This is a genomic window from Streptomyces sp. NBC_00631 (assembly GCF_045206895.1).
GTDB lineage: Bacteria > Actinomycetota > Actinomycetes > Streptomycetales > Streptomycetaceae > Streptomyces.
On record NZ_CP107734.1, the window covers coordinates 7,479,175 to 7,503,013 of the forward strand.

The following is a 23,839-nucleotide window of genomic DNA, read 5'->3' on the forward strand; positions in this document are numbered from 1 at the left end:
TACGTTTCGCTGAGCGAACGGAAGCGAACGGAGCGAACGGAGCTGTGATGCAGGACGTCTCCTCACTGGTGGCCCAGGCCAGGGAGGGCCGACCGCGTGCGGTGGCCCGCCTGATCTCCCTGGTGGAGGGGGCGTCCCCGCAGCTCAGGGAGGTCATGGCGGCGCTCGCCCCGCTGACCGGCAACGCCTATGTGGTGGGCCTGACCGGTTCCCCGGGAGTCGGCAAGTCGACCTCCACCTCGGCGCTCGTGACCGCCTATCGCAAACAGGGCAAACGGGTCGGCGTCCTGGCCGTCGACCCGTCCTCGCCCTTCTCGGGGGGCGCCCTGCTCGGCGACCGCGTCCGGATGTCCGACCACGCCTCCGACCCCGGCGTCTACATCCGCTCGATGGCCACCCGGGGCCACCTCGGCGGCCTGGCCTGGGCGGCGCCCCAGGCCATCCGGGTGCTGGACGCGGCGGGCTGCGACGTGATCCTCGTCGAGACGGTCGGCGTGGGCCAGTCGGAGGTGGAGATCGCCTCCCAGGCCGACACCAGCGTGGTGCTGCTGGCCCCCGGCATGGGGGACGGCATCCAGGCGGCGAAGGCCGGCATCCTGGAAATCGGCGACGTGTACGTCGTCAACAAGGCCGACCGGGACGGGGCGGACGCCACCGCCCGCGAACTGAACCACATGCTCGGCCTCGGCGAGTCCCGCGGCCCCGGCGACTGGCGCCCACCCATCGTCAAGACGGTCGCCGCCCGCGCCGAAGGCGTCGACGAGGTCGTGGAGGCCCTGGAAAAGCACCGTGCCTGGATGGAGGAACGAGGCGTCCTGACCCAGCGCCGCCTCGCCCGTGCCGCCCACGAGGTCGAGACCATCGCGGTCACCGCCCTGCGCGAACGCATCGGCGACCTCCACGGCGACCGCCACATCGACGCCCTCGCGGAACGCATCACGGCGGGCGAACTCGACCCGTACCGCGCGGCGGACGAACTGGTCGCGGGCCTGACGGAAGGCTGACTCCCCTCCGGCCGACGCCGGGGGCGCGCGAGCTGAATCTGTGCCGGCGGGGGCGTGGCCCTGGTCTGCGCCCTGGGGTGGAGCGCGGGTCGCCGTCCGGCCGCGGACCGGTGGGGGCCGGCCGCGCGGTCACCCGCGCCCCTGCGAAAGCGCGACCCGAACGCCGGTCCGCCGCTGCTATCTTGGCGGGCATGTTCCTCTTCTTGGCGTAAAGAGCGCACCCGGCGCCGTCACCGGCACGTGAACACCCCGTGCCGTGACGCGCCCAGGTGTCCCCTCTTCCGCCTCTGCCCGAGGAACTCACCATGTCCGCGCTGACTCCGTCGCGCCTTTCACCTGCCCAGCGGCATTCCTACGCCGCCGTCCTGCGTGTCCCGCACGCGCGCCCCACCTTTGTGGCCGCCCTGACGGCCCGCCTCGCCTACGGCACCGTCTCACTGCCGGTCCTGTTGTCCGTGACCCGGGCGACCGGCTCGTACGCCGTGTCCGGGCTGGTGATGGCCTTGTTCGGCGGCTCGGCGGTGGTGCTGATGCCGGTCCGGGCGGCCCTGGTCGACCGTTACGGCCCGCGGCGTGCCCTGCCGCCCATGGCCGCCGCGTACAGCGTCGTGCTCTGCCTGCTGGCGGCCCTGACCTGGCGGCCTGGCGTCCCGCCGACGGTGATCGCCCTGGCCGCCATGGTCTGCGGCTGCTTGGCGCCGCCGCTGGGCCCCACGATGCGGGCGGTGTGGGGCCGGATGGTCGACGACCCCGCTCTGCTGCGCCGGGCCTACAGCCTCGACGGGGTCGCCGAAGAACTGCTGTATGTCGCTGGTCCGGCGCTGGTAGGCCTCGTGCTGCGGTTCGGCCCGCCGCCGGCGGGGCTGCTGCTGAGCGCGGTGCTGATGGTGACGGGCACGTGTGCGTTCGTGGTGTCGCCGGCGATGCGGGGTGCGGTGCCGCCGAAGCGGGAGGTCGGCCGCAGGCCTGGCCGCTTCCCGGCGGCACCGGTCGTCGCGGCCGCCGGCCTGGGGCTCGCGCTGAGCGCGGCGGACCTGCTGGTGATGGCGTTCGCGAAGCAGCGGTCGTACGGCGAGGAGGCCGTCCCCTGGGTGCTGGGCGCGCTCTCCGCGGGGAGCGCGGCGGGCGGTCTGCTGAACGGGGTGGTCGACTGGCGCCGGCCGGCCGTGGAGCGGCTGGCATGGCTGACGGTGGGGCTGGGGACGGTCCTGGCGGCGGCCGGGCTGGTGCCGGGGGTGTGGGGGCTCGCGGGGGCCATGGCGGCAGCGGGGGTGTTCGTGGCGCCCGTGCTCACGACGGCGTACCTGCTGGCCGACGAGACGGCGGCGCGGGAGGAGCGGACGCGGGCCGGGGCGTGGGTGAACGCGGCCGTGAACGCGGGGAGCTCCTTGGGGTCTGTGGTGGCGGGGGTGCTGGTGGGGTCGATGCCGGTCGCACTGTGCTTTGTGCTGGCGGGAGGCGTCGCCCTGGTCTCCGCTGCGGGAGTGGGGGCCGTTCGGCTGTACAGCGGTGGGAGCGGGTCAGGGTGGGGTGCGGAGATCGGGCAGGGCCGTGTCAGCCGTGGATCGGGAAGGACGCCTGGAACACCAGGCGGTCCTCGGCGCCGTCGCCGATGCGGGTGAGGACTTCGTCGAGCGCGAGGAACTCCTCCCATGGCGCCCGGCCGGTCGCTTCGGCCAGCCGGGCGACGACGAGGTCCTCCAGATCCGGAACGCGCTTGTTCTTCCAGATCTTGTCGGCGAGGCTCACCAGGAGGTCCTCCGGGCCGACCCGCGGGTCTGTCCACGACGCGTGGGTCGCGGCGAAGCGGGCGAGCTCCGGGCGGACGCCGCGGTCGAGCAGAAGTGCCTGTCCGGCCTCCTCGTGCGCCGCTCCGGGCCCGGAGAGCTCGGAGACGTGCACGGTCTTGCCGATGTCGTGTGTCGCGGCGCCGAAGAGCACCGCCGCGCGGTCGAAGAGCACGGCCGGGTAGCGCTTCTCCACCCAGGCGACCAGCTGGTGCGCGACATCGTGGACGGCTCGCAGGTGGGCCGCCAGCCGTGGCGGACTCCCCAGCTCGGTCAGAAGCTCCTCGACTCGCCCCGGCAGGGGGAGCAGAGGGGGTTCGCCGGCGCAGCTGAGGGCCCTCGACAAGGCTGTGTCGGTCGTCACCGCGTCAGAGTACTGACCGCACGCTTCGGGCACCCCGGGACCGAGCCGGAGGAGCGGTGTCACGGTGCTTCCCGTCGTGACACCGCTCGTACGCGACGCCCTGCCCGGCCGTTGCCGCCGCTACGGGCGCCCGCGCTGCCCCCGCAGGTGCTCGGCGATCGGCTTCAGGCCCTTGTCCAGCTCCATGAGTGCCTCCGGCGACAGCAGGTCGATGAAGTGCCGTCGCACGGAGGCGACATGATGTGGCGCCACCTTCTTCATTGTCTCCATGCCGTGCTCGGTGAGGACCGCGTACAGTCCGCGGCGGTCCGACTCGCAGTTCTCGCGGCGGACCAGGTTCGCGTTCTCCATGCGGGTGATCTGGTGGGACAGCCGGCTCTTGGACTGGAGGGTGGCGGAGGCGAGGTCGCTCATCCGCATCCGGTAGTCCTCCGACTCGGACAGGTTCACCAGGATCTCGTAGTCGTTCATTGTCAGGCCGAACGGCTGCAGATCCTTTTCGAGCTGGTACGTCAACAGCCTGTTGACCTCCAGGTGGGTGCGCCAGGCGCACTGCTCCGCATCGGTCAGCCAGCGCGTGGCCGTCTCGGTCTCCATGAATGAAGTCTACCTAAAATGTTGAAAGGCGAACTAGTGAGGGTGGTGTGACTGTGCGCACGCGTTCGATGTCACACTCCGCAGACTACCGCTCACAGCCCGAAGCGACGCTGGAGGTCCCCCAGCTGTCCGGGAAGGCGCGGTGCGCCTGGTTGCTGTGGACGGCCTGTGCCGGGGGCGCCCCCGGTGGGCACTCCGGGCTCGTGCGGAACCGCTCCCGTGGCCTGCTCGGCCATCAGGGTCTCGGTGGACTGGAGCAGGACCGTACCGGCCCCGACGAACTCGAACTGGTGCTCCTCCCCGGAGGCCCCGCCGAGGCCCGTCAGTGCACGTAGACCGCCCATCACACCGGTCATGTACCCATGGTCGTAGTGGTGGCACGGGGACGGGCAGTCGGCCCACCCCACCAGTGCCTGCGGGTCCACCCGGATGGGGGGTTCCATGAACACCACCGGACCGTTGGACGCGGCCACAAACTTTCCGGTTCCTATAAGGGTCAGAAAACCGGGAACGATTGATTGCTTCAGCGCGAGACTTGGCTGAAAAGCGAGCAGGTTGCCGGAGTGAATGGTCAGGTTGCCGTCGTCCAGGTCGTAGGAGTTCACGTCGAACGCCCGGTCGGCGAGGAGCATCTTGCCCGAGCCCTCCGCCACCACCCAGTCGCTCGCGTGCAGAGGCGAATGGAAGGAAGTGCGCACCAGGCGGTCCAGCCGGCCGTGCCCCACGCCGTTGAAGTCGATCGAGCCGTAGTAGGCGATCATCTTCCCCTTCTGCAGGAACCACTGGCCGCTCTTGAGCTCCACGCAGAAGGTGTACTTGTTGACATTGTCGTCGGCCGGGAGGGTCATGGGGTCGTACACGACCGGTCCGGCCGCGCCGGCGGCTCCGTATGTGCTCAAAGCTTCTCCTCCGACGCCTGCACGTACACCATGCCGTTGCCGCTGAGCTCCAGCTGGAACGCCTCGCCGGAACCGCGGCCCACCATGTCCCGCCAGCCGAGCGCGGACGACAGCTTGTTGCGCACGTCGCCGTGGTGGGCGACGTAGGCCTGAGGGTCGACATGGACCGGGCGCTGCGGGGTGATCGGGATCTCGAAGACCCCGCCGTGGGCCATCACGGCGACCGCGCCGTGGCCCTTGAGGGTGGTGGTGAACAGGCCCTGGCCGGTGACCTGGCCGCGCACCATGCCCATCACACCGCCCTGGGAGCCCATGAACATCGTCCCCTGCTGCAGCGTGCCCTCGAAGGCGAGCAGCCGGTCCGCCTCGACGTACAGGGTGTCCCCGGTGAGGGTGATGACCTGGACGTGGTGGCCGCCGTGCCCGAAGAAGACCGTGCCGCTGCCCTCGACGGTCATGAGGGGGGTGGCCTCGCCGGCGACCCGGCGGCCGAGCATGGACATCAGGCCGCCCTGGCCGCCCTGGATGTTGGGGGTGAAGGACACCTCGCCCTTGTAGGCGAGCATCGCCCCGCGCTGGCTGAACAGCCGCTGCCCGGGAACGACGGTCGCCTCGACCATCTTGGAGTTCACCTCGCGCAGGGCCATGTCAGAGGTCCCCCGCGATCGTGTTCCGCTCGCTCGGCTGTACGTACACCAGGCCGTCCCCCTCGAACCGGATCTGGAAGGCCTCCCCGCCGCCCTCCCCGAAGAACGTGCGGAAGGTCACACCCGACTGGAAGGACTGGCGGAGGTTGCCCTGGTGGGCGATGTAGGCACCCGGGTCGACGGTCAGCGGGTACTGCGGGCTGACTCTGAGCACCACCGCCGGGCCGTCCGACATGATCGCCGCCTGGCCGTGGCCCTCGACCGTGGTGGTGAACAGGCCGTTGCCCTGGGAGGCGCCGCGCAGGCCGGTGAACGTGGTGCCGGTGCGCAGGCCGGCGTCGGTCGCGAGCAGGTTGCTCGACTCGACGTACAGCTTGTCGCCCTGGAGGCCGACCAGGTTGATCTCGGACGCGCGGTCCGCGAACCAGCACATCCCGTGCCCCTTCACCTCCATCACCGTCATCTGCTCACCGGTGAGCCGCCGGGTCACCATCCCGCGCAGCCCCTCGCCGCCACCGCTCAGCTTCTTGAACGCCATCTGCCCGTCGTACGCGACCATCGAGCCGTTCTTCGCCTTCACGGCGTCCCCGGTCATCTCGACGGCGAGGACCTTGCTGCCCTGGAGTCGGAACATCGCCACGCTGCGAAGGTAGCCGCAGGCTGACGGCGGCGACAGGTCCCGGAGGTGGACATCGCCCCGGATGCGTCCCCTAGGGGACCGGACGCCGATCGCCGGGCAGGCGTATCACCGCCGTCCCGGCCGTCAGGTCGACCGTGGACCTCGTCGGCGGCGCGCCGTCCTCCTCGTCGTCGCGCGGCACCAAGGAGCTCTGCCGCTCCTTGAGCTCGTTCTGCTTGCCCGGGGAGAGCGCCGCGTGCAGCTGCTCGAAGCCGGCCGCGGAGATCTGCCCCTGCCGTCCCGCGTTGCGCCACGGCAGCACCCCGGCCCGCCCGGCCCGCAGCAGCGGTCGCCGGCCTCCGACCCCCGCGCGGGGCCCGTGCAGCCCTTTGCCACAATGGTTGAACGTTTGTGCTCGCGTTCACAAAGAGTGGACGTCTCTCCCACCGAAGGTGATCCGTGGACATCAAGACCGCCACCGCCATCCGCCGCCTCCGCCTGGTCTCCGCCCCGGAGGCCGTCTCCTTCCTGATCCTCCTCGTCTGCTCGGTGCTCAAGCGGACCACGGACTTCAACGCGGTACCCGTGATGGGCGCGATCCACGGTGTCCTGTTCATCCTCTACGTGATCTTCTGGGCCGACGCCTGGAACCGCACCAAGTGGTCCCCGAGGACGGCCGCCTTCTACTTCGTCCTCTCCGTCCTGCCGACCGGCGGCTTCTTCGCCGAGCGCAAGCTGCGCCGCGAGGCCGAGGACGCGGTCATCGCGTCCCGCGCCCGCCAGGAAGGGACCGTGAACGCATGATCGTCGCCTTCTCCGTGACGCCGCTGGGCGTGGGTGAGGACGTGGGGGAGTACGTCGCCGGCGCCGTCCGGGTGGTCCGCGAGTCCGGGCTGCCCAACCGCACCGACGCCATGTTCACCTCGATCGAGGGTGAGTGGGACGAGGTCATGGACGTCGTCAGGCGCGCCGTCGCCGCCGTCGAGGAGCGTGCCCCGCGCGTCTCCCTGGTCCTCAAGGCGGACATCCGGCCCGGCGTCACCGACGGGCTCACCAGCAAGGTGGCGACGGTCGAGCGGCACCTCGCCCAGTAGCCGACAGCGAAAAGAGCCCCGGCCCCTCGACGAGGCCGGGGTTTTCTTCCGCCGACAGATTGAGCGATCGCTCAAAAATCGGTACGGTCATCTCCAGAGGGTTTGAGCGATCGCTCAAAAGCTGCTCGGAAGACCAGGTGACGGGGGTACGACACCGATGGGGCTCTACATAGAGGCGCACATCCGCGCCGATCTCGACGAACTGTGGGACCGCACCCAGGACCCGGCCCGGCACCAGCGCTGGGACCTGCGGTTCACCGAGATCGACCACCTGCCGCGCGTGGCGGGCGAACCGCAGCGGTTCCGCTACGCCACGCGCGTGCTCCCGTTCCTGACGATCGCCGGGACCGGCGTCTCGGCGGGGGAGAAGGAGCGCCCCGACGGCACCCGCACCTCGGCCCTGCGGTTCGCCTCCCCGCACCCGCTCTCGCTGCTCGCCGAGGGCAGCGGCTACTGGCGGTACGTCCCGGTCGCCGACGGCGTCCGCTTCCTCACCGGCTACGACTACCGGCCCCGCTGGGGCGCCTTCGGCGCGCTCGCCGACCGGCTGGTCCTCCGCCCGCTGATGGGCTGGGCGACCGCCTGGTCCTTCGACCGGCTGCGGCTGTGGCTGGAGCGCGGCATCACCCCGGAACGGGCGCGGTGGAACTGGCTCGCCGAGGTGGCGGCCCGCACGCTGACGATCGCGGGCTGCGCCACCGGCCTGAGTCAGGGGCCGGGGCTGGGCGCGCTCCCGCCCACCGTCACCTTCCTGGTCCCGCTGCTTCTCGTCGTGGCCCTCTCGGCGGCCCTCGTCGCGGCCCCGCTCCCGACCACCCCCGCTGCCCGCCGCTGCCTGCGCACCCCACCGGCCCGGGTCACCGCCCCCCGGGTCCTGCACACCCTGGAGAAGCAGTCGTGACCTCGATGTTCCGCAGGGTGATGGGCCCGGACTTCGACCGGCTGCACCCGCAGCTCCGACGGCGCTTCTCGGTCGGCCTGGCGAGCGGCGAGGCCTGCACCGGCCACGGCGTGATGGAGCGGATCTGGCACGGCGGGGCCTTCGTGAAGCCGTTCCTGGCGCTGGGCGCCACCCGCAACATCCTGGTCCCGAAGGCCGCCCGGAACGTGCCCTTCAAGATCGAGAATGTGCCCTACGTGGACTCCCACGGCCGTGAGACGGTGACCTTCGTGCGCACCTTCGACCTGCCCGGCCGCCCCCGCCGCTTCGACGCCCAGATGGTGCTCAGCCCCAGGGGCGACCGCATCCTCGACTACCTCGGCACCCATCAGCACCTCGCCAGCGAGCTGCACCTGCACGCCGAGGCCGACGGCTCCCTGCTGATCCGCTCCGGCGAACACCGGTTCAGGGAGGGGCCGGTGGACGTCCGGGTCCCCGAACTCGTCGGTGCCACCGCCGAGGTGCGCGAGTCCTACGACGACCGAGCCGGCCGGTTCCGGATCCAGGTGCGGGTCGTGAATCGGTACTTCGGGCCGCTCTTCGGCTACCAGGGCTCCTTCGAGGCGTCGTACACCGACAGCCGCGGCTGCGGGGTGCGGCCGGGGCTGCGGCCGGTCCGTGAGGAGTCACGCGCGTGAGCCCGGAGACCGCCAAGTCCCTGGAGACCAAGAACAAGCTGCTGGAGGGCGCGCTGCGCACCCTCACCGAGCAGGGGATCGCCAAGACGTCGGCCCGTACGGTGGCGGCGGCGGCCGGGGTCAACCAGGCGCTGGTCTTCTACCACTTCGGATCGGTGGACGAACTCCTCGCCGCCGCCTGCCGGTACGGCGCCGAGCAGGCCGTCGCCCGCTTCCGCCCCCGCCTCGCCGATGTCGGCTCGCTCTCCGAACTCCTCACCTTGGGGAGGCAGATCCACGAGGAGGCCCGCGCGGGCGGCCATGTCGCCCTGCTCGGTCAGCTGCTGGCCGGCGCCCAGACCCATGAGTCGCTCGGACCCGCCACCTCGGCCGGGCTCGACCTGTGGATCGCCGAGATCGAGAAGGTGCTCGTCAGGGTCCTCGCGGCCACCCCGCTCGGTGAGTTCGCCGACCCGGCCGGGCTGGCCCGCGCGGTCGCCGCGTCCTTCGTCGGCATCGAGCTGTACGAGGGCGTCGACACCGCAGGCGCCCACGCCGCGCTGGACGCTCTCGAACAACTCGGCGCGCTGGCGGCCGCGTTGGACGAACTCGGTCCGGTGGCCCAGCGCGCGGTCCGGCACCGGCTGCGCCGGGCCGGGCGCCGTTAGGGCCGCTGCCGAGGCCGCCGCAGCTCGGGCGGCAGCTGCCGGGCCAGGAGGGCGACGGCCTCCTCGGCCGTCGCGACCTCGCCCAGTTCGGTGAAGTCGGACGAGTAGACCTTGTAGGGCGGCGGGCCGTAGAGGACGTGCGGAAGGCGTTCGGCCGGCCGCACCTCTCCGGGCAGGCCGTTCAGGAAGTGCAGGCCGCCGTGGCTCGGGAAGGGGTACAGGGCGCGCAGCAGCGGTTCGGCGTGGGCCGCGTGCGCGATCTCCGCCAGTTCGTCGACCGTCCAGCTGCGGGTGTGCGGGCGTCGTTCGAGCAGCCACTGCCAGGCGGTGGCCGCGTCAGGCGCTTCGGGCATGGGCCTCATCGTGGCACGGCTCAGCTGCCCGGAGCACCTGCCGCCGGTGCGACACCCAGCGGGGTCCGCTCGTACAGCACCTGGTGGCCGTACCGGTGGGAGGTGAGCAGCCCCGCACCACCGTCAGGTGCGCGCAGACCGAGGACGGGGCGAGGCGCAGCCGGTGGGTGAGGGCGGAGGTGGTGGCCGGCTGCGGCCTCGGCGGCCTGCTCCTGCCGCCCTCGCCCACCGGCACGCCCTGCTGATCACCGTCGGCACCTTCCTCGCCTCGGCCGCGCTGCTGCGGCTGGGCACCCGGCACCGACCCGCCCGCGTCCGGGCCCGGGAACGCGGCGGCACCCGGCAGCTGCCTGGCGGCGTCGGCCCGGCGGCGGAGGTGACCGAAAGCCGAGACACGGCTGACCGCTATATGACCGGCCGGTAGGGTCGGTGACGTGCCGAAGCCTCTCAGTCTCCCCTTCGACCCCATCGCCCGTGCCGACGATCTCTGGAAGCAGCGCTGGGGCAGCGTCCCGTCGATGGCCGCGATCACCTCGATCATGCGGGCCCAGCAGATCCTGCTGGCCGAGGTCGACGCCGTGGTCAAGCCGTACGGGCTGACGTTCGCGCGCTACGAGGCGCTGGTGCTGCTCACCTTCTCCAAGGCCGGCGAGCTGCCGATGTCGAAGATCGGCGAACGGCTGATGGTGCACCCGACCTCGGTGACGAACACCGTCGACCGGCTGGTGAAGTCCGGTCTGGTCGACAAGCGGCCCAACCCCAACGACGGGCGCGGCACGCTCGCCACGATCACCGAGAAGGGCCGCGAGGTCGTCGAGGCGGCCACCCGCGACCTGATGGCGATGGACTTCGGGCTCGGGGTGTACGACGCCGAGGAGTGCGGGGAGATCTTCGCGCTGCTGCGACCGCTGCGGGTCGCCGCGAACGACTTCGACGAGGAGTGAACCCGCCGTCCGCCGAGCGGTGACCCGGGGCAAGATCTCCCGGAACGGGTGGTTACGCTCGTCCCCATGAAAAAGAGCGTGCTGACCCGCTACCGCGTCCTGGCCTATGTCACCGGTGTGCTGCTGGTGCTGCTGTGCCTGAGCATGATCGCCAAGTACGGGCTGGACATCGACGGTGCGGCCGACGTCACACGCGTCGTCGCCATCGCGCACGGCTGGCTCTACGTCGTCTACCTGGTCTTCGCCTTCGACCTGGGCTCCAAGGCGAAGTGGCCGGTCGGCAAGCAGCTGTGGGTGCTGCTGGCGGGCACCATCCCGACCGCCGCGTTCTTCGTGGAGCGCAAGGTCACCCGCGAGCTGGACGCCAAGGTCACCGAGGGCTCTCCGGTGGCCGCGAAGGTCCGGGCCTAGGTCGTAGGACCCGGGCCGTACCGCCGTACGGACACCCGTGCGGCGGTTCTCCATCGACATTTACTTGGACGTCCTAGTAAATTCGAGGGTATGGACGCTGACGCCATCGAGGAGGGCCGCCGACGCTGGCAGGCCCGTTACGACGCTGCCCGCAAGCGGGACGCCGACTTCACCACGCTCTCCGGGGACCCCGTGGAGCCGGTGTATGGGCCCCGACCAGGGGACACCTACGAGGGATTCGAGCGGATCGGCTGGCCGGGGGAGTACCCCTTCACCCGCGGGCTGTATCCGACCGGCTACCGGGGACGGACCTGGACGATCCGCCAGTTCGCCGGGTTCGGCAACGCCGAGCAGACCAACGAGCGCTACAAGATGATCCTCGCCAACGGCGGCGGCGGTCTCTCCGTGGCCTTCGACATGCCGACCCTCATGGGGCGGGACTCGGACGACGCGCGGTCGCTCGGCGAGGTCGGGCACTGCGGGGTCGCCATCGACTCCGCCGCCGACATGGAGGTCCTGTTCAAGGGCATCCCGCTCGGCGACGTCACGACGTCCATGACGATCAGCGGGCCCGCCGTGCCCGTCTTCTGCATGTACCTGGTCGCCGCCGAACGGCAGGGCGTCGATCCGTCGGTCCTCAACGGCACGCTCCAGACCGACATCTTCAAGGAGTACATCGCCCAGAAGGAGTGGCTGTTCCAGCCCGAACCCCATCTGCGGCTGATCGGCGACCTGATGGAGTACTGCGCGGCCGGCATCCCCGCGTACAAGCCGCTGTCCGTGTCCGGCTACCACATCCGCGAGGCGGGTGCGACGGCCGCGCAGGAGCTCGCGTACACGCTCGCGGACGGCTTCGGCTACGTCGAACTGGGTCTCTCCCGCGGCCTGGACGTGGACGTCTTCGCCCCCGGCCTCTCCTTCTTCTTCGACGCGCACGTCGACTTCTTCGAGGAGATCGCCAAGTTCCGTGCCGCGCGCCGGATCTGGGCGCGCTGGATGCGGGACGTGTACGGATCCCGGTCGGACAAGGCGCAGTGGCTGCGCTTCCACACGCAGACCGCCGGGGTCTCCCTGACCGCCCAGCAGCCGTACAACAACGTGGTGCGGACGGCGGTGGAGGCGCTGGCGGCCGTCCTCGGCGGGACCAACTCGCTGCACACCAACGCCCTCGACGAGACCCTCGCGCTGCCGAGCCAGCAGGCCGCCGAGATCGCGCTGCGCACGCAGCAGGTCCTCATGGAGGAGACCGGGGTCGCCAACGTGGCGGATCCGCTGGGCGGTTCCTGGTACGTCGAGCAGCTCACCGACCGCATCGAGGCCGACGCCGAGAAGATCTTCGACCAGATCAAGGAGCGGGGGCTGCGGGCGCATCCGGACGGGCTCCACCCGATCGGGCCGGTCACCTCGGGCATCCTGCGCGGCATCGAGGACGGCTGGTTCACCGGCGAGATCGCCGAGTCCGCCTTCCAGTACCAGCAGTCGCTGGAGAAGGGCGACAAGCGGGTCGTGGGTGTGAACGTGCACACCGGGTCCGTCACCGGGGACCTGGAGATCCTCCGGGTCTCGCACGAGGTGGAGCGGGAGCAGGTCCGGGTGCTCGGCGCCCGGCGAGCCGCCCGGGACGAGGGTGCGGTGCGTACCGCCCTGGACGCCATGCTCGGGGCCGCCCGGTCCGGCGCCAACATGATCGAGCCCATGCTCGACGCCGTACGCGCCGAGGCGACCCTGGGCGAGATCTGCGGGGTGCTCCGGGACGAGTGGGGGGTGTACACGGAGCCGGCGGGGTTCTAGTCACGTACCAGGGGGCTCCGCCCCCTGGACCCCCGAGACCTGTGCCCACCCACCACCCGACTCGGTCGGCCGAGGAGTGGCCGTCCCGGCCGGCTCGGCGGGTCCAGAAGTGGCCGCCCCGGCCGGGGCGGTGGCGAGGCCCAGCAGCAGGACGCGGGTGAAGTCCTGTACCCACTCCTCGTCGGCCGGCTTGCCGCTCATCAGGGTGCGGTGGACCACCGCACCCGCCACCATGTCGAAGATCAGGTCCACCGTGCGGGCGGCCTCCTGCGGGTCCGGCTCCGGAGGGAGTTCGCCCCGGCCCTGCGCCCGGGCCCGGCCCTCCAGGACCAGCCGCTTCTGGCGGTCCACGATGGAGGTGCGGATGCGTTCCCGCAGCGCGTCGTCCCGGGTCGACTCCGCGACCACCGCCATCAGGCCGCTCCGGGCCTCCGGGCGGTCCAGGATCGCCGCGAACTGCAGCACCACGCCCTCGATGTCGTTCGCCAGGCTGCCGCGGTCGGGGAGTTCGAGTTCGTCGAACAGCTCCGCCACCGCGTCCACGACGAGCTCGTTCTTGCCCGCCCAGCGGCGGTAGAGGGTCGTCTTCGCCACCCCCGCCCGGGTGGCGACGTCTCCCAGGGTGAGCTTGGACCAGCCCAGTTCGACCAGCGCCTGCCGCGTCGCCTCCAGGATCGCGGCGTCCGCGGCGGCGCTGCGCGGGCGGCCGGTCCGTCCGGCGGGGGTGCGGCTCTGCATCCCACGACCATAACCGGCGGTTCCCGCGTTGCCGTGAGGGAGATCACCGGAATGTGGTGTCGCGCGGGTCCCCGATGGCATTACGCTACGGGTCGTAGCGAAAGCTCGTGGGTGACCGCACGGGCGACGACCACGGCGTGGGGTGGGGACCCGGCGCCCGCAGAAAACGCACAGCAGACCTGGCTTTCACAACGCTTTTCACTTGCGCGCGGGAACGGGGGAGGATAGACGCATGCAGCCACGGAACATGTCCATGAGCGGCGTCGTCGACCTCGCCGCGGTCAAGGCGGCCCAGGAGGCCAAGGCCAAGGCCGAGCAGGCGCGCGCCGAAGCGGCCCGCCAGGGTGGGGCCGGAGCCCTCTCCCCGGCCGATCTGGTCATCGACGTCGACGAAGCCGGCTTCGAGCGCGATGTCCTCCAGCGGTCCGCCGAAGTCCCTGTCGTCATCGACTTCTGGGCCGAGTGGTGTCAGCCCTGCAAGCAGCTGAGCCCGGTCCTGGAGCGTCTCGCCGTCGAGTACAACGGCCGCTTCCTACTGGCGAAGATCGACGTCGACGCCAACCAGATGCTGATGCAGCAGTTCGGGGTCCAGGGGATCCCCGCGGTGTTCGCCGTCGTCGCCGGGCAGGCGCTGCCGCTCTTCCAGGGGGCGGCCGGCGAGGCACAGATCCGCGAGACGCTGGATCAGCTGGTGCAGGTGGCCGAGCAGCGGTTCGGGCTGACCGGACTCGTCGTCGACCCCGACGCCGAGCCCGGCGCCCAGGCCGGGCCGGCGACGGTGCCGGCGGGCCCCTATGACGCGCTTCTCGAAGCCGCCGTGCAGGCGCTGGACGCGGGCGACTTCGGCGGTGCGGTCCAGGCGTACAAGAACGTGCTGAGCGACGATCCGGCCAACAGTGAGGCCAAGCTGGGGCTGGCGCAGGCCGAGTTGCTCCAGCGGGTGCAGGGGATGGACCCGCAGGCGGTGCGCAAGGACGCGGCCGAGAAGCCGGCCGACGCCGAGGCGCAGATCGCGGCCGCCGACCTGGATCTGGTGGGCGGGCATGTCGAGGACGCCTTCGGGCGGCTGATCGAGACCGTGCAGCGGACGGCCGGCGACGGCCGGGATGCCGTACGGCGGCGGCTTCTTGAGCTCTTCGAGGTCGTGGGCACCGACGATCCCCGGGTGGTGGGAGCGCGCAGGGCGCTGGCGCGCGCGCTGTTCTAGACGCGATCTGAACACGGGCCTGACCAGTCGCTAAACGTCACGTCATGTGATGCCCGAGTGAAAGATTTGCCCACGCGAGGTCACGGCGGCCGCTCTTTACCAAATCTTGGTAATGGCGGCCGCTGTTACTTGGAGTAAACCAGGGCCGTTCGTCTGTCTGATTCTGTCCAGGGATCAACTGCTTTGCTCTGCCCCCGGATGCCACCCAGAGTCGCTTTCCGAGACCGGCGGGTCGTCCTTCGGTTATCCGCCCGTTACTACCCAGTAACGAAGCCCCTTGTGCGGGCGGCGAGAATGCACCACGATCGGCGACGCTCGGTCCATTCCCGTACCCCGACAGCCGGTCGGGCCGCGGGTTCATCTGGGTCCCCACCGAGCAGAGTCGGCGGCAGTGACGCCGGCTCTTGGGCAGGGGGGTCTTCGCCCTGTGGCGAAGCCTGTCCAGCAAGGTTGTGCGTGATGCGTGTCAGGCGCGACCAGTGGTTGTCGCTCGGGGGTGATCGCCGGTGATCGAGGTGCGTTCGTGCCTCCGAGTACGGGCGCTCCCCTTCCGAGGACGTAGCACTTCTCCCATCCCTGCCCGGCTGAGCCGCCGTCGGTGGCGATACCAGGCCAGGAGATGTACGTCCGAGAAGGAGGAAATATGGAGTCCCAGGTGCGTGGCGGGACCAGATGGAAGCGGTTCGCTGTGGTCATGGTGCCCAGCGTGGCCGCCACGGCGTGCATAGGTGTCGCCCTCGCGCAGGGCGCTCTCGCCGCGTCGTTCAGCGTGTCCGGCCAGCAGTTCAAGGTCTCGGCCGACCAGCTCGAAGGCGACGGCTTCGTTCAGTACGGTGCTGTCGACTCGGGGTACACCCTCGCGGGTAAGAGCACCATCCACCCGGTGGCGGTCTCCGCGTTCAACACGGCGAAGATCACCAACCTGTGCCAGTCCGTGGTCACGCCGAACGTCCCGATCTTCGGGAACGTCAGCCTGATCCTGCACGCGGGCGCCGACAGCAGCAAGCCGGTCGAGGCCAGCAAGCTGTACATCGACCTTGACGACCTCAGCGCCGATGCGACGTTCACCAACATCAACATCGGTGTCGCGGCCAAGGACTCGACCAAGGGTCCCGGCATCAAGTCGGACGAGGTCGCCAAGCAGCAGACGAACCCGTACGGGTTCGCCCAGGAGGCGGACCACGCCTCGCTGTCCGGCGTGAAGCAGACGGCGTGGGCCACCACTGCCGGCACCTTCAAGCTCAGCGGCCTGCACATGTCGATCTCGACGTCGGGAGCGGAGTGCTACTGAGCACTCCGTGACGGGCGGGGGAGCCGACGGCACCCCCGCCCGTCCATCTTCGGCACGCGGTCTTCACACGCGGTACAACGCAACACCACCGCCCGACCACAGAAACACCACCACAGCAACGCCGCACCAGGGAGCTGTTTTCCATGAGCGCCGAGACCTCTGCCGCACCCGGCTCGTTCACCCGCCGGAGGCTGCAGTTCCGCTCCTGGCGGGGCACCCGGCCGTTCTGGGCCGGCCTGTACATGCTGCTCGCCGGTTTCCCGATCATGTACTTCCCGTACGCGCATCTCCAGATCGGCAACCTCACGGTGGCGATGGCGACCACCGCGGGTGCCGGGTCCCTGATCATCGGCGTGCTGCTCGTCGTCCTGGGCATCAGCGTCTGGTACCAGAAGCACATCCGCACGTTCGCGGGCATCGCCGCGATCCTGCTGGCGCTGGTGTCTCTCCCCGTGTCCAACTTCGGTGGCTTCGTCATGGGCTTCCTGCTCGCTCTGATCGGCGGAGCGATGGCCGTGTCCTGGTCGCCGGGTGCGCCCCCGAAGCCGCAGCCGGAGGGCGACCTCCCCCCGGCCGAGGACGACACCCCGGACGCGGTCGCCCACTTCGCGGGTCCGGACGCCGTGGGCGAGGCGAATGACCTGTCAGGAACGAGCCCTGCGAACGGGGCGAACGGGAGGCACAGTGCCGGCTGACGAGGTGACCCACGGGACTGATGTGGACGAGTCCCGTGCGAGAACCGGGCCCCGCCACGCGGCACCCAAGAAGCCGCTGTTCACCAGGTTCCACATGCCGGCGGGCAAGGCGATAGCCTCCGTGGCGATGCCGACGGCCGTACTCGTGGGCTTCGGATTCACGTCTTCCCTGGCGATCGCCGACACCGCCGGCACGTCGTCGGCGTCCTCGAAGAGCCTCGCCGAGGACTACAAGGACTGTGTCGCCGCCCTGGACTCGGCCTCGCCCTCCGCTTCGGCGAGTGCGAGTGACGACGCCTCGGACTCGGCCTCGCCGTCCGCCACGGCCTCGGCCGACGCGAAGGACTCGACGTCGTCCGGCAAGTCCTCCTCGTCGGATTCAGGTTCCGACGACGCGGCCACGCCCACGCCGTCCGCGTCCAAGTCGTCCTCCTCGTCGGGCGATTCGGGGTCCTCGGGCTCGTCGGACTCCGGCAGTACGGCGACCCCGTCGCCGTCCGCCTCCGCGAGCAGCAGCAGCGGCGGCGGTCTGCTGGACTCCATCGGAAACGCGATCGGCAGCATCCTCAGCGGCGGCAGCACGACGAGTTCGTCCTCGTCGGACTCCACCGCGAGCCCGTCGCCGTCGGCTTCCGCCTCGGCGGACTCGTCCTCGTCCTCCTCGGGGAAGTCGGACTCGTCCTCCTCGTCGAGCGACGACACCGGCTCGGACGCCGTGTCCAAGACCGTCAAGAAGGTCACGGACACCGTGCAGGACACCACCGACACGGCCACCAAGGCGGCGGACGACGCCACCAAGGCGGCCGAGGACGCCACCTCCAGCGCCTCGCCGAGCCCGTCCGCGAGCTCCGGCACGTCGGCCGACGACTGCAAGGCCGCCACCGACGACGAGAGCGGCGTCGACAACAAGGTGGCGGTGGCGGACGACCCCTGGTACCTCAGCGCCAGCTCGCTGACGCTGAAGAGCGCCGACTACCAGGGCATCGTCGAGGTGAAGACGGCCAGCGGCGTGAAGAAGAAGGTGCTGAAGTACGTCATCTCGGGCGGCACCGACATCGGTGACCTGCACCAGACGGTCAAGGACACGACCATCGGCAAGACCTACCACGTGCAGGCCGCGTCCGGTTCCACGTCCACGATCCGTGACGGTGCCACGACGATGTACACGGAGTCCATCTCCGGCAACCTCTTCGGCCTGATCCCGATCACGTTCGACGTGAACAACCCGCCGCCGCTGAACATCCCGCTGATCTACTTCACCAACGTGAAGGTCGTCCAGGCCGCCCAGTTCGGCGGCACCCTGCATGTGCCCGGGATGCACGTCTACACCACCGACGGAACCGGCTGAGCGCCACCGCAGACCCGTTCGGGAGCCGCGAGGAAACTGTGCCCCGCCGAGTACCGACTCGGCGGGGCACAGCTCTGCCCGGAGCCGGTCACCCGAACCGAATCCCATGGCGAACCACCGCGAAGAACGCCCGCGCGACGGCCGAGAAGGCGGAGCAGGACGCCAGGACCGGTGCCGCCGAGGCGAAGCGGCAACGGGAGACCGCGGAGGCTGGCCGACCAGTACCGCGAACGCGGCGGAGGAGTCCGACTCCTGGTAGGGGGAGCCGAGGCTGATCGCTTCGTCGGCCGCCTTGGTGGTCGCGGTCGCCGCGTCCCTCAAGGCGGCCGCGGCGACGAAGCTCACCGGAACGGACGCCGACCTGCGCGCGTTCGTGACACCGGACGCGGTGGGCGGCGAGTGGGACCAGGCCGCCGTCCGTGACCAGGACGCGGGAATCGCCGCCCTGAAGGCGTTCCGGGACCGCCAGACGAAACTGGACGACAGCAACCAGCCGTACCGCTCGGTGAACTCCTCGAACGGCCGGGACTTCTGGGCCCCCGAGTTCGGTGCGGACATCGTCACCTTCACTCACCCGCGAGGGCGACGTGTTCGTCGCGCGCGTCACCCCGGCCCAGGCCGAGGCGCTCGCGGATCCTGCACGCTGCCGCGCGGCTCACCCGTTTCCAGGCGCTCGCCATGCACGCCGTCGTGCTGCTGGAGCGGGGCATGTTCTCGGAGGAGGCGTTCCACCGTGAGCTGACCTTCTACCGGGAGAACTTCGACGCCCTGGCGCAGGGCATCGCAGAGGCGGTCGCCGAGGCGTGAGCCGGCCGCAGTGACATGACCGAGGGCGCCCCCCGTCACAGGAGGCGCCCTCGGTGCCGTGCAAGGTCCGCTACGGGGGCGTCACTTGCCGGTGTCGCCGATGTGGTGGACGCGGAGCATGTTGGTGGTGCCGGAGACGCCGGGGGGCGAGCCGGCCGTGATGATGACGGTGTCGCCCGGGTTGAAGCGGCTGATCTTCGCGATCTCCTGGTCGACCATGTCGACCATCTCGTCCGTGGTGTTCACGAACGGCACCACGTGCGACTCCACGCCCCAGCTGAGGGTGAGCTGGTTGCGGGTGTTCTCGTCGGTGGTGAAGGCGATGATCGGCTGCTGGGCGCGGTAGCGGGAGAGACGACGGGCCGTGTCACCGGACTGGGTGAAGGCCACCAGGCCCCGGCCGCCGAGGAAGTCGGCGATCTCGCAGGCCGCACGGGCCACCGAACCGCCCTGCGTGCGCGGCTTCTTGCCCGGGACGAGGGGCTGCAGGCCCTTGCTGAGCAGCTCGTGCTCGGCCGCCGAGACGATCTTCGACATGGTCTTGACGGTCTCCACCGGGTACGCGCCCACGCTGGACTCGGCGGACAGCATGACCGCGTCGGCGCCGTCCAGGATCGCGTTGGCCACGTCGGAGGCCTCGGCGCGGGTCGGACGGGAGTTGGTGATCATCGACTCCATCATCTGGGTCGCCACGATCACCGGCTTGGCGTTGCGCCGGCACAGCTCGATCAGGCGCTTCTGCACCATGGGGACCCGCTCCAGCGGGTACTCGACGGCGAGGTCGCCACGGGCCACCATCACACCGTCGAACGCCATCACGACGTCCTCCATGTTCTGCACCGCCTGCGGCTTCTCCACCTTGGCGATGACGGGGACCCGGCGGCCCTCCTCGTCCATGATCCGGTGGACGTCGTTGACGTCCTTGGCGTCCCGGACGAAGGACAGCGCGACCAGGTCGCAGCCCATCCGCAGCGCGAACCGGAGGTCCTCGATGTCCTTCTCGCTCAGCGCGGGCACGTTGACGGCCGTGCCGGGCAGGTTGATGCCCTTGTGGTCGGAGACGACACCGCCCTCGATGACGATCGTCCGCACCCGCGGGCCCTCGACGTCCACGACCTTCAGCTCGACGTTGCCGTCGTTGATGAGGATCTGGTCGCCGCGCGAGACGTCGCCCGGCAGGCCCTTGTAGGTGGTGCCGCAGATGGTCTTGTCGCCCGGGACGTCCTCGGTCGTGATGACGAACTCGTCACCGCGCTCCAGCTCCACCGGTCCCTCGGCGAAGGTCTCCAGACGGATCTTCGGGCCCTGCAGGTCGGCGAGGACGCCGATGGCACGGCCGGTCTCCTTGGCGGCGGCCCGGACACGGTCGTACCGCCCCTGGTGCTCGGCGTGCGAGCCGTGGCTGAAGTTGAACCGGGCCACGTTCATACCCGCCTCGATCATGGCGACGAGCATCTCGTGGGTGTCGACCGCGGGGCCGAGAGTACAGACGATTTTCGAACGGCGCATGGGGCGATCCTATCGGTTTGTTTCGCTACGGAATATTCCGTCTGGTGGAAGATACAAATGGGCGCTAATGTGCTCAGCTGTTAATTCCGACGGGGGCCGATCCGGTGCCGACGAGCGCGTACGTCTGGGTGGCGATCTCCAGTTCCTCGTCCGTCGGCACCACCGCGACGGCGACGCGTGCGCCGGCCGGCGATATCAGCCGCGGCTCGTCCGCCCGTACGGCGTTCAGCTCCGGATCGAGGGCGAGGCCCAGCCCCTCCAGGCCCGCCACGGCCGCCTCTCGCACCAGGGCCGCGTTCTCGCCGACACCCGCCGTGAAGGCCACCGCGTCGACCCGGCCGAGGACCGCGCAGTACGCGCCGATGTACTTCTTCAGGCGGTGAACGTAGATGCCGAAGGCCAGCCGTGCCTCTTCGTCGCCCTCGTCGATCCGGCGCCGGATCTCCCGCATGTCGTTGTCACCGCACAGACCGAACAAACCACTCCTCTTGTTGAGAAGAGTGTCGATCTCGTCCATGGACATTCCGCCAACTCGCACCAAATGGAAAATGACGGCCGGGTCCAGATCGCCGGAACGGGTTCCCATCACCAGCCCCTCCAAAGGCGTCAGCCCCATCGAGGTGTCCACACACCGGCCGCCCTCGACGGCCGACGCGGAGGCGCCGTTGCCGAGATGCAGCACGATGACGTTCACGTCTTCAGGTGCCTTTCCCAGCAGACGGGCGGTCGCCCGGGACACGTACGCGTGCGAGGTGCCGTGGAAGCCGTAGCGGCGGATCCGGTACCGGTCGGCGATCTTCGGGTCGATCGCGTAACGCGCCGCCGACTCCGGCATCGTCGTGTGGAACGCCGTGTCGAAGACGGCGACCTGCGGCAGGTCCGGGCGCAGCGCCCGGGCCGTGCGGATGCCCGTCAGGTTGGCCGGGTTGTGCAGCGGCGCCACCGGGATCAGCCGCTCGATCTCGGCGAGCACCGCGTCGTCGATCACCGTCGGCTCGGTGAAGAACATCCCGCCGTGCACCACCCGGTGCCCGATCGCGGCCAGCTGCGGCGAGTCCAGCCCCAGCCCGTCCTTCGCCAGTTCCTGGGCCACGGCCTTCAGGGCGGCCTCGTGGTCGGCGGTCGGCCCGTCCTGCTCGCGGGTGTCACCGCTGGTCACGCAGGTGTGCCTGAGCCGGGAGGTCTGCTCGCCGATGCGCTCGACGAGCCCCACCGCCAGCCGGCTGCTGTCCCGCATGTCCAGCAGCTGGTACTTCACCGACGAGGAGCCGGAGTTGAGGACGAGGACACGGGTCGGACTGGGGCTCACTGTGCGATTGCCTTCTCGCTCGGGGACGCGGCCGGGGACTCGGCCGGGTGCTGGACCGGGTTCTGCTGGGCCTGGATCGCCGTGATGGCGACGGTGTTGACGATGTCCTGGACGAGGGCGCCCCGGGACAGGTCGTTGACGGGCTTGCGCAGCCCCTGGAGCACCGGCCCGACCGCGATCGCGCCGGCCGACCGCTGCACGGCCTTGTAGGTGTTGTTGCCGGTGTTCAGGTCCGGGAAGATCAGCACGCTGGCCTGCCCGGCGACCTCGGAGCCCGGCAGCTTGGTGGCTGCCACGGACGGCTCCACGGCCGCGTCGTACTGGATCGGCCCCTCGATCTTCAGGTCGGGGCGCCGGGAGCGGGCCAGCTCGGTCGCCTCCCGCACCTTGTCCACGTCCGCCCCGGAGCCCGACGTGCCCGTGGAGTACGACAGCATCGCGATCCGCGGCTCCACACCGAACCGGGCGGCGGTGACCGCCGACTGCACCGCGATGTCGGCGAGCTGCTCGGCGTTCGGGTCCGGGTTGACCGCGCAGTCGCCGTAGACCAGCACCTTGTCGGCGAGGCACATGAAGAAGACGGACGAGACGATCGACGACCCGGGCGTGGTCTTGATGATCTCGAAGGCCGGGCGGATGGTCGCCGCCGTGGAGTGCACGGACCCGGAGACCATGCCGTCCGCGAGCCCCTCCTGCACCATCAGGGTGCCGAAGTAGTTGACGTCGGAGACCACGTCGTACGCCAGCTCCACCGTCACGCCCTTGTGGGCGCGCAGCAGCGCGTACTGCTCGGCGAAGCTGTCGCGCAGTTCGCTGGTGGCCGGGTCGATCAGCTGGGCGTCACCGAGGTCGATGCCGAGGTCGGCGGCCTTCTTGCGGATCTGGTCGACGGGGCCGAGCAGGGTGATGTCACACACCCCCCGGCGCAGCAGCACCTCCGCCGCATGCAGCACCCGCGCCTCGGTCCCCTCCGGCAGGACGACCCTCCGCCTGTCGGAACGGGCCTGCTCCAGGAGCTTGTGCTCGAACATCATCGGGGTGAGCCGGCCGGTGCTCGGCGCCGAGACCCGCTTGTTGAGGCCGGCGGTGTCGACGTACCGCTCGAACAGGCCCAGCGCGGTCTCCGCCTTGCGCGGGGTGGCCGCGTTCAGCCTGCCCTCCAGGGAGAACAGTTGGGCGGCGGTCGGGAAGCTGTTGCCGGGCACCGAGACGACCGGCGTGCCCGGGGCGAGCCGGGCGGCGAGGGTGAGGATCTCGTCGCTGGGCCGCTCGTTCAGGGTGAGCAGCACACCGGCTATCGGCGGGGTGCCGGCGCTGTGCGCGGCCAGCGAGCCGACGACCAGGTCGGCGCGGTCCCCCGGGGTCACCACCAGGCAGCCTGGGGTCAGGGCGGGCAGGAAGTTCGGCAGCATCGCACCGCCGAACACGAAGTCCAGCGCGTCCCGGGCGAGCCCCGAGTCGTCGCCGAGCAGCACCTTCGCACCGAGCGCGTGGGTGATCTGGGCGACCGTCGGCGCGGACAGCGCGGGCTCGTCCGGCAGCACGTACACCGGCACCGGCAGCCGCCCGTCCATCCGCTCGGCCAGCTCGTCCCGGTCCTCGCGGGCGACCCGGTTGGCGACCATCGCCAGCACGTCACAGCCGAGACCGTCGTACGCCCGGAAGGCGTTCCACGTCTCCGAGAGCACCGACTCCGCACTCTGGTCGCGGCCGCCGACCACCGGGATCACGGAGGCGCCGAACTCGTTGGCGAGCCGGGCGTTGAGGGACAGCTCGTCCGGGAACTGGGTGTCGGCGAAGTCGGTGCCGAGGACGAGGACCACGTCGTAGTCGCGGGCGACCAGGTGGAAGCGGTCGACGAGGGTGGAGACCAGTTCGTCTGCGCCGCGCTCGGCCTGGAGGGCGGAGGCCTCGTGGTAGTCCATGCCGTAGACGGTCGCGGGGTCCTGCGAGAGGCGGTACCGCGCCCGCAGCAGCTCGAACAGACGGTCGGGATCGTCATGGACGAGGGGCCGGAAGACCCCGACCCGGTCGACCTGCCGGGTCAGCAGCTCCATCACGCCCAGTTCGACGACCTGGCGGCCGTCGCCGCGGTCGATCCCGGTCACGTACACGCTGCGCGTCACGTGTGCACTCCGTTCCGTCCTCGCCGTGTCACAAAAAAGCCGGATACAAAAATCGCCCACCGGGGTGAGCGGAA

General features: G+C 70.5%; 27 protein-coding genes and 1 pseudogene. 16 read left to right on the forward strand and 12 right to left on the reverse strand.

The window, feature by feature from the left end:
- Positions 1–47: 47 nt before the first annotated feature.
- Positions 48–1,004, forward strand: coding sequence for a methylmalonyl Co-A mutase-associated GTPase MeaB (meaB, locus tag OHB00_RS34545; RefSeq protein ID WP_406440665.1), 957 nt, complete (start codon positions 48–50; stop codon positions 1,002–1,004).
- Positions 1,005–1,309: 305 nt separating this feature from the next.
- A complete protein-coding gene (locus OHB00_RS34550; protein WP_406440667.1) occupies positions 1,310–2,626 on the forward strand; it encodes an MFS transporter in 1,317 nt (438 codons plus the stop codon).
- Here the strand turns inward: OHB00_RS34550 and OHB00_RS34555 are convergent.
- The 6 genes from OHB00_RS34555 to OHB00_RS34580 all read right to left on the reverse strand — a co-directional run bounded on the left by OHB00_RS34555 (position 2,559) and on the right by OHB00_RS34580 (position 6,263).
- Entirely contained in the window at positions 2,559–3,155 is a 597-nt protein-coding gene (locus tag OHB00_RS34555) for an HD domain-containing protein (protein ID WP_406440669.1), read from the reverse strand. The genes OHB00_RS34550 and OHB00_RS34555 overlap by 68 nt on opposite strands.
- A gap of 120 nt (positions 3,156–3,275) precedes the next feature.
- Positions 3,276–3,752 (reverse strand): MarR family transcriptional regulator, encoded by a 477-nt coding sequence (locus tag OHB00_RS34560; protein ID WP_360567338.1) that lies wholly within the window; start codon positions 3,750–3,752, stop codon positions 3,276–3,278.
- Between the two features lie 92 nt (positions 3,753–3,844).
- A complete protein-coding gene (locus tag OHB00_RS34565) occupies positions 3,845–4,600 on the reverse strand; it encodes an AIM24 family protein (RefSeq protein ID WP_406446119.1) in 756 nt (251 codons plus the stop codon).
- A gap of 47 nt (positions 4,601–4,647) precedes the next feature.
- Positions 4,648–5,298: an AIM24 family protein gene (locus OHB00_RS34570; protein ID WP_406440671.1), complete on the reverse strand. Its 651-nt coding sequence runs from the start codon at positions 5,296–5,298 to the stop codon at positions 4,648–4,650.
- 1 nt (position 5,299) lies between these two features.
- Positions 5,300–5,932, reverse strand: coding sequence for an AIM24 family protein (locus OHB00_RS34575; RefSeq protein WP_406446120.1), 633 nt, complete (start codon positions 5,930–5,932; stop codon positions 5,300–5,302).
- 76 nt (positions 5,933–6,008) lie between these two features.
- The gene (locus OHB00_RS34580) at positions 6,009–6,263 is read right to left on the reverse strand and encodes a DUF6191 domain-containing protein (RefSeq protein WP_406446122.1); all 255 of its coding nucleotides are present in this window, start codon (positions 6,261–6,263) and stop codon (positions 6,009–6,011) included.
- Positions 6,264–6,376: 113 nt separating this feature from the next.
- On the opposite strand from OHB00_RS34580, the gene OHB00_RS34585 reads away from it, so the two are divergent.
- From OHB00_RS34585 to OHB00_RS34605, 5 genes are all read left to right on the forward strand, one after another.
- Positions 6,377–6,721, forward strand: coding sequence for a DUF3817 domain-containing protein (locus tag OHB00_RS34585; RefSeq protein ID WP_406440673.1), 345 nt, complete (start codon positions 6,377–6,379; stop codon positions 6,719–6,721).
- A complete protein-coding gene (locus OHB00_RS34590) occupies positions 6,718–7,011 on the forward strand; it encodes an MTH1187 family thiamine-binding protein (RefSeq protein WP_406440674.1) in 294 nt (97 codons plus the stop codon). The genes OHB00_RS34585 and OHB00_RS34590 overlap by 4 nt, the downstream gene beginning before the upstream one ends.
- Positions 7,012–7,168: 157 nt before the next feature.
- Entirely contained in the window at positions 7,169–7,912 is a 744-nt protein-coding gene (locus OHB00_RS34595) for a hypothetical protein (protein WP_406440676.1), read from the forward strand.
- Positions 7,909–8,589 (forward strand): DUF4166 domain-containing protein, encoded by a 681-nt coding sequence (locus OHB00_RS34600; RefSeq protein ID WP_406440678.1) that lies wholly within the window; start codon positions 7,909–7,911, stop codon positions 8,587–8,589. Before OHB00_RS34595 ends, OHB00_RS34600 begins: the two co-directional genes overlap by 4 nt.
- Positions 8,586–9,236: a TetR/AcrR family transcriptional regulator gene (locus tag OHB00_RS34605; protein WP_406440680.1), complete on the forward strand. Its 651-nt coding sequence runs from the start codon at positions 8,586–8,588 to the stop codon at positions 9,234–9,236. The genes OHB00_RS34600 and OHB00_RS34605 overlap by 4 nt, the downstream gene beginning before the upstream one ends.
- Here the strand turns inward: OHB00_RS34605 and OHB00_RS34610 are convergent.
- Together OHB00_RS34610 and OHB00_RS34615 are read right to left on the reverse strand one after the other, a co-directional pair.
- Positions 9,233–9,589 carry a DUF6193 family natural product biosynthesis protein gene (locus OHB00_RS34610; protein WP_406440681.1) on the reverse strand — a complete coding sequence of 119 codons (357 nt, stop codon included), beginning with the start codon at positions 9,587–9,589 and terminating at the stop codon, positions 9,233–9,235. The two genes, OHB00_RS34605 and OHB00_RS34610, sit on opposite strands and share 4 nt — an antisense overlap.
- Before the next feature lie 20 nt (positions 9,590–9,609).
- A pseudogene (locus tag OHB00_RS34615) lies at positions 9,610–9,782 on the reverse strand (transcriptional regulator); the annotation flags it as partial.
- On the opposite strand from OHB00_RS34615, the gene OHB00_RS34620 reads away from it, so the two are divergent.
- The 4 genes from OHB00_RS34620 to OHB00_RS34635 all read left to right on the forward strand — a co-directional run bounded on the left by OHB00_RS34620 (position 9,717) and on the right by OHB00_RS34635 (position 12,735).
- Entirely contained in the window at positions 9,717–10,013 is a 297-nt protein-coding gene (locus tag OHB00_RS34620) for a hypothetical protein (RefSeq protein WP_406446384.1), read from the forward strand. The pseudogene OHB00_RS34615 and the gene OHB00_RS34620 sit on opposite strands and share 66 nt — an antisense overlap.
- Before the next feature lie 10 nt (positions 10,014–10,023).
- Entirely contained in the window at positions 10,024–10,533 is a 510-nt protein-coding gene (locus OHB00_RS34625) for a MarR family winged helix-turn-helix transcriptional regulator (RefSeq protein ID WP_406440683.1), read from the forward strand.
- Between the two features lie 66 nt (positions 10,534–10,599).
- Complete coding sequence (locus OHB00_RS34630) at positions 10,600–10,944, forward strand: DUF3817 domain-containing protein (protein WP_388926835.1); 345 nt, start codon at positions 10,600–10,602, stop codon at positions 10,942–10,944.
- Between the two features lie 90 nt (positions 10,945–11,034).
- On the forward strand, positions 11,035–12,735 hold the full coding sequence (locus tag OHB00_RS34635; protein ID WP_406440685.1) for a methylmalonyl-CoA mutase: 1,701 nt from the start codon (positions 11,035–11,037) through the stop codon (positions 12,733–12,735).
- Here OHB00_RS34635 and OHB00_RS34640 read toward each other — a convergent pair whose 3' ends face one another.
- Positions 12,736–13,473 (reverse strand): TetR/AcrR family transcriptional regulator, encoded by a 738-nt coding sequence (locus tag OHB00_RS34640; RefSeq protein ID WP_406440687.1) that lies wholly within the window; start codon positions 13,471–13,473, stop codon positions 12,736–12,738.
- A gap of 232 nt (positions 13,474–13,705) precedes the next feature.
- On the opposite strand from OHB00_RS34640, the gene OHB00_RS34645 reads away from it, so the two are divergent.
- The 5 genes from OHB00_RS34645 to OHB00_RS34665 all read left to right on the forward strand — a co-directional run bounded on the left by OHB00_RS34645 (position 13,706) and on the right by OHB00_RS34665 (position 18,821).
- The gene (locus OHB00_RS34645; RefSeq protein WP_406440689.1) at positions 13,706–14,680 is read left to right on the forward strand and encodes a tetratricopeptide repeat protein; all 975 of its coding nucleotides are present in this window, start codon (positions 13,706–13,708) and stop codon (positions 14,678–14,680) included.
- Between the two features lie 643 nt (positions 14,681–15,323).
- The gene (locus tag OHB00_RS34650) at positions 15,324–15,971 is read left to right on the forward strand and encodes a DUF6230 family protein (protein ID WP_406440691.1); all 648 of its coding nucleotides are present in this window, start codon (positions 15,324–15,326) and stop codon (positions 15,969–15,971) included.
- A 143-nt stretch (positions 15,972–16,114) separates the two neighbouring features.
- Positions 16,115–16,666, forward strand: coding sequence for a DUF6114 domain-containing protein (locus tag OHB00_RS34655; RefSeq protein WP_406440693.1), 552 nt, complete (start codon positions 16,115–16,117; stop codon positions 16,664–16,666).
- Positions 16,656–18,014 carry a hypothetical protein gene (locus OHB00_RS34660; RefSeq protein ID WP_406440695.1) on the forward strand — a complete coding sequence of 453 codons (1,359 nt, stop codon included), beginning with the start codon at positions 16,656–16,658 and terminating at the stop codon, positions 18,012–18,014. The genes OHB00_RS34655 and OHB00_RS34660 overlap by 11 nt, the downstream gene beginning before the upstream one ends.
- Positions 18,015–18,692: 678 nt before the next feature.
- Positions 18,693–18,821: a hypothetical protein gene (locus OHB00_RS34665; RefSeq protein ID WP_406440697.1), complete on the forward strand. Its 129-nt coding sequence runs from the start codon at positions 18,693–18,695 to the stop codon at positions 18,819–18,821.
- An 81-nt stretch (positions 18,822–18,902) separates the two neighbouring features.
- Here the strand turns inward: OHB00_RS34665 and pyk are convergent, their stop codons facing one another.
- The 3 genes from pyk to pta form a co-directional block, all read right to left on the reverse strand.
- Positions 18,903–20,330, reverse strand: coding sequence for a pyruvate kinase (pyk, locus tag OHB00_RS34670; protein WP_406440699.1), 1,428 nt, complete (start codon positions 20,328–20,330; stop codon positions 18,903–18,905).
- A 73-nt stretch (positions 20,331–20,403) separates the two neighbouring features.
- Positions 20,404–21,639: an acetate kinase gene (locus tag OHB00_RS34675; protein WP_406440700.1), complete on the reverse strand. Its 1,236-nt coding sequence runs from the start codon at positions 21,637–21,639 to the stop codon at positions 20,404–20,406.
- Positions 21,636–23,765 (reverse strand): phosphate acetyltransferase, encoded by a 2,130-nt coding sequence (pta, locus tag OHB00_RS34680; RefSeq protein ID WP_406440702.1) that lies wholly within the window; start codon positions 23,763–23,765, stop codon positions 21,636–21,638. The genes OHB00_RS34675 and pta overlap by 4 nt, the downstream gene beginning before the upstream one ends.
- Positions 23,766–23,839 lie beyond the last annotated feature (74 nt).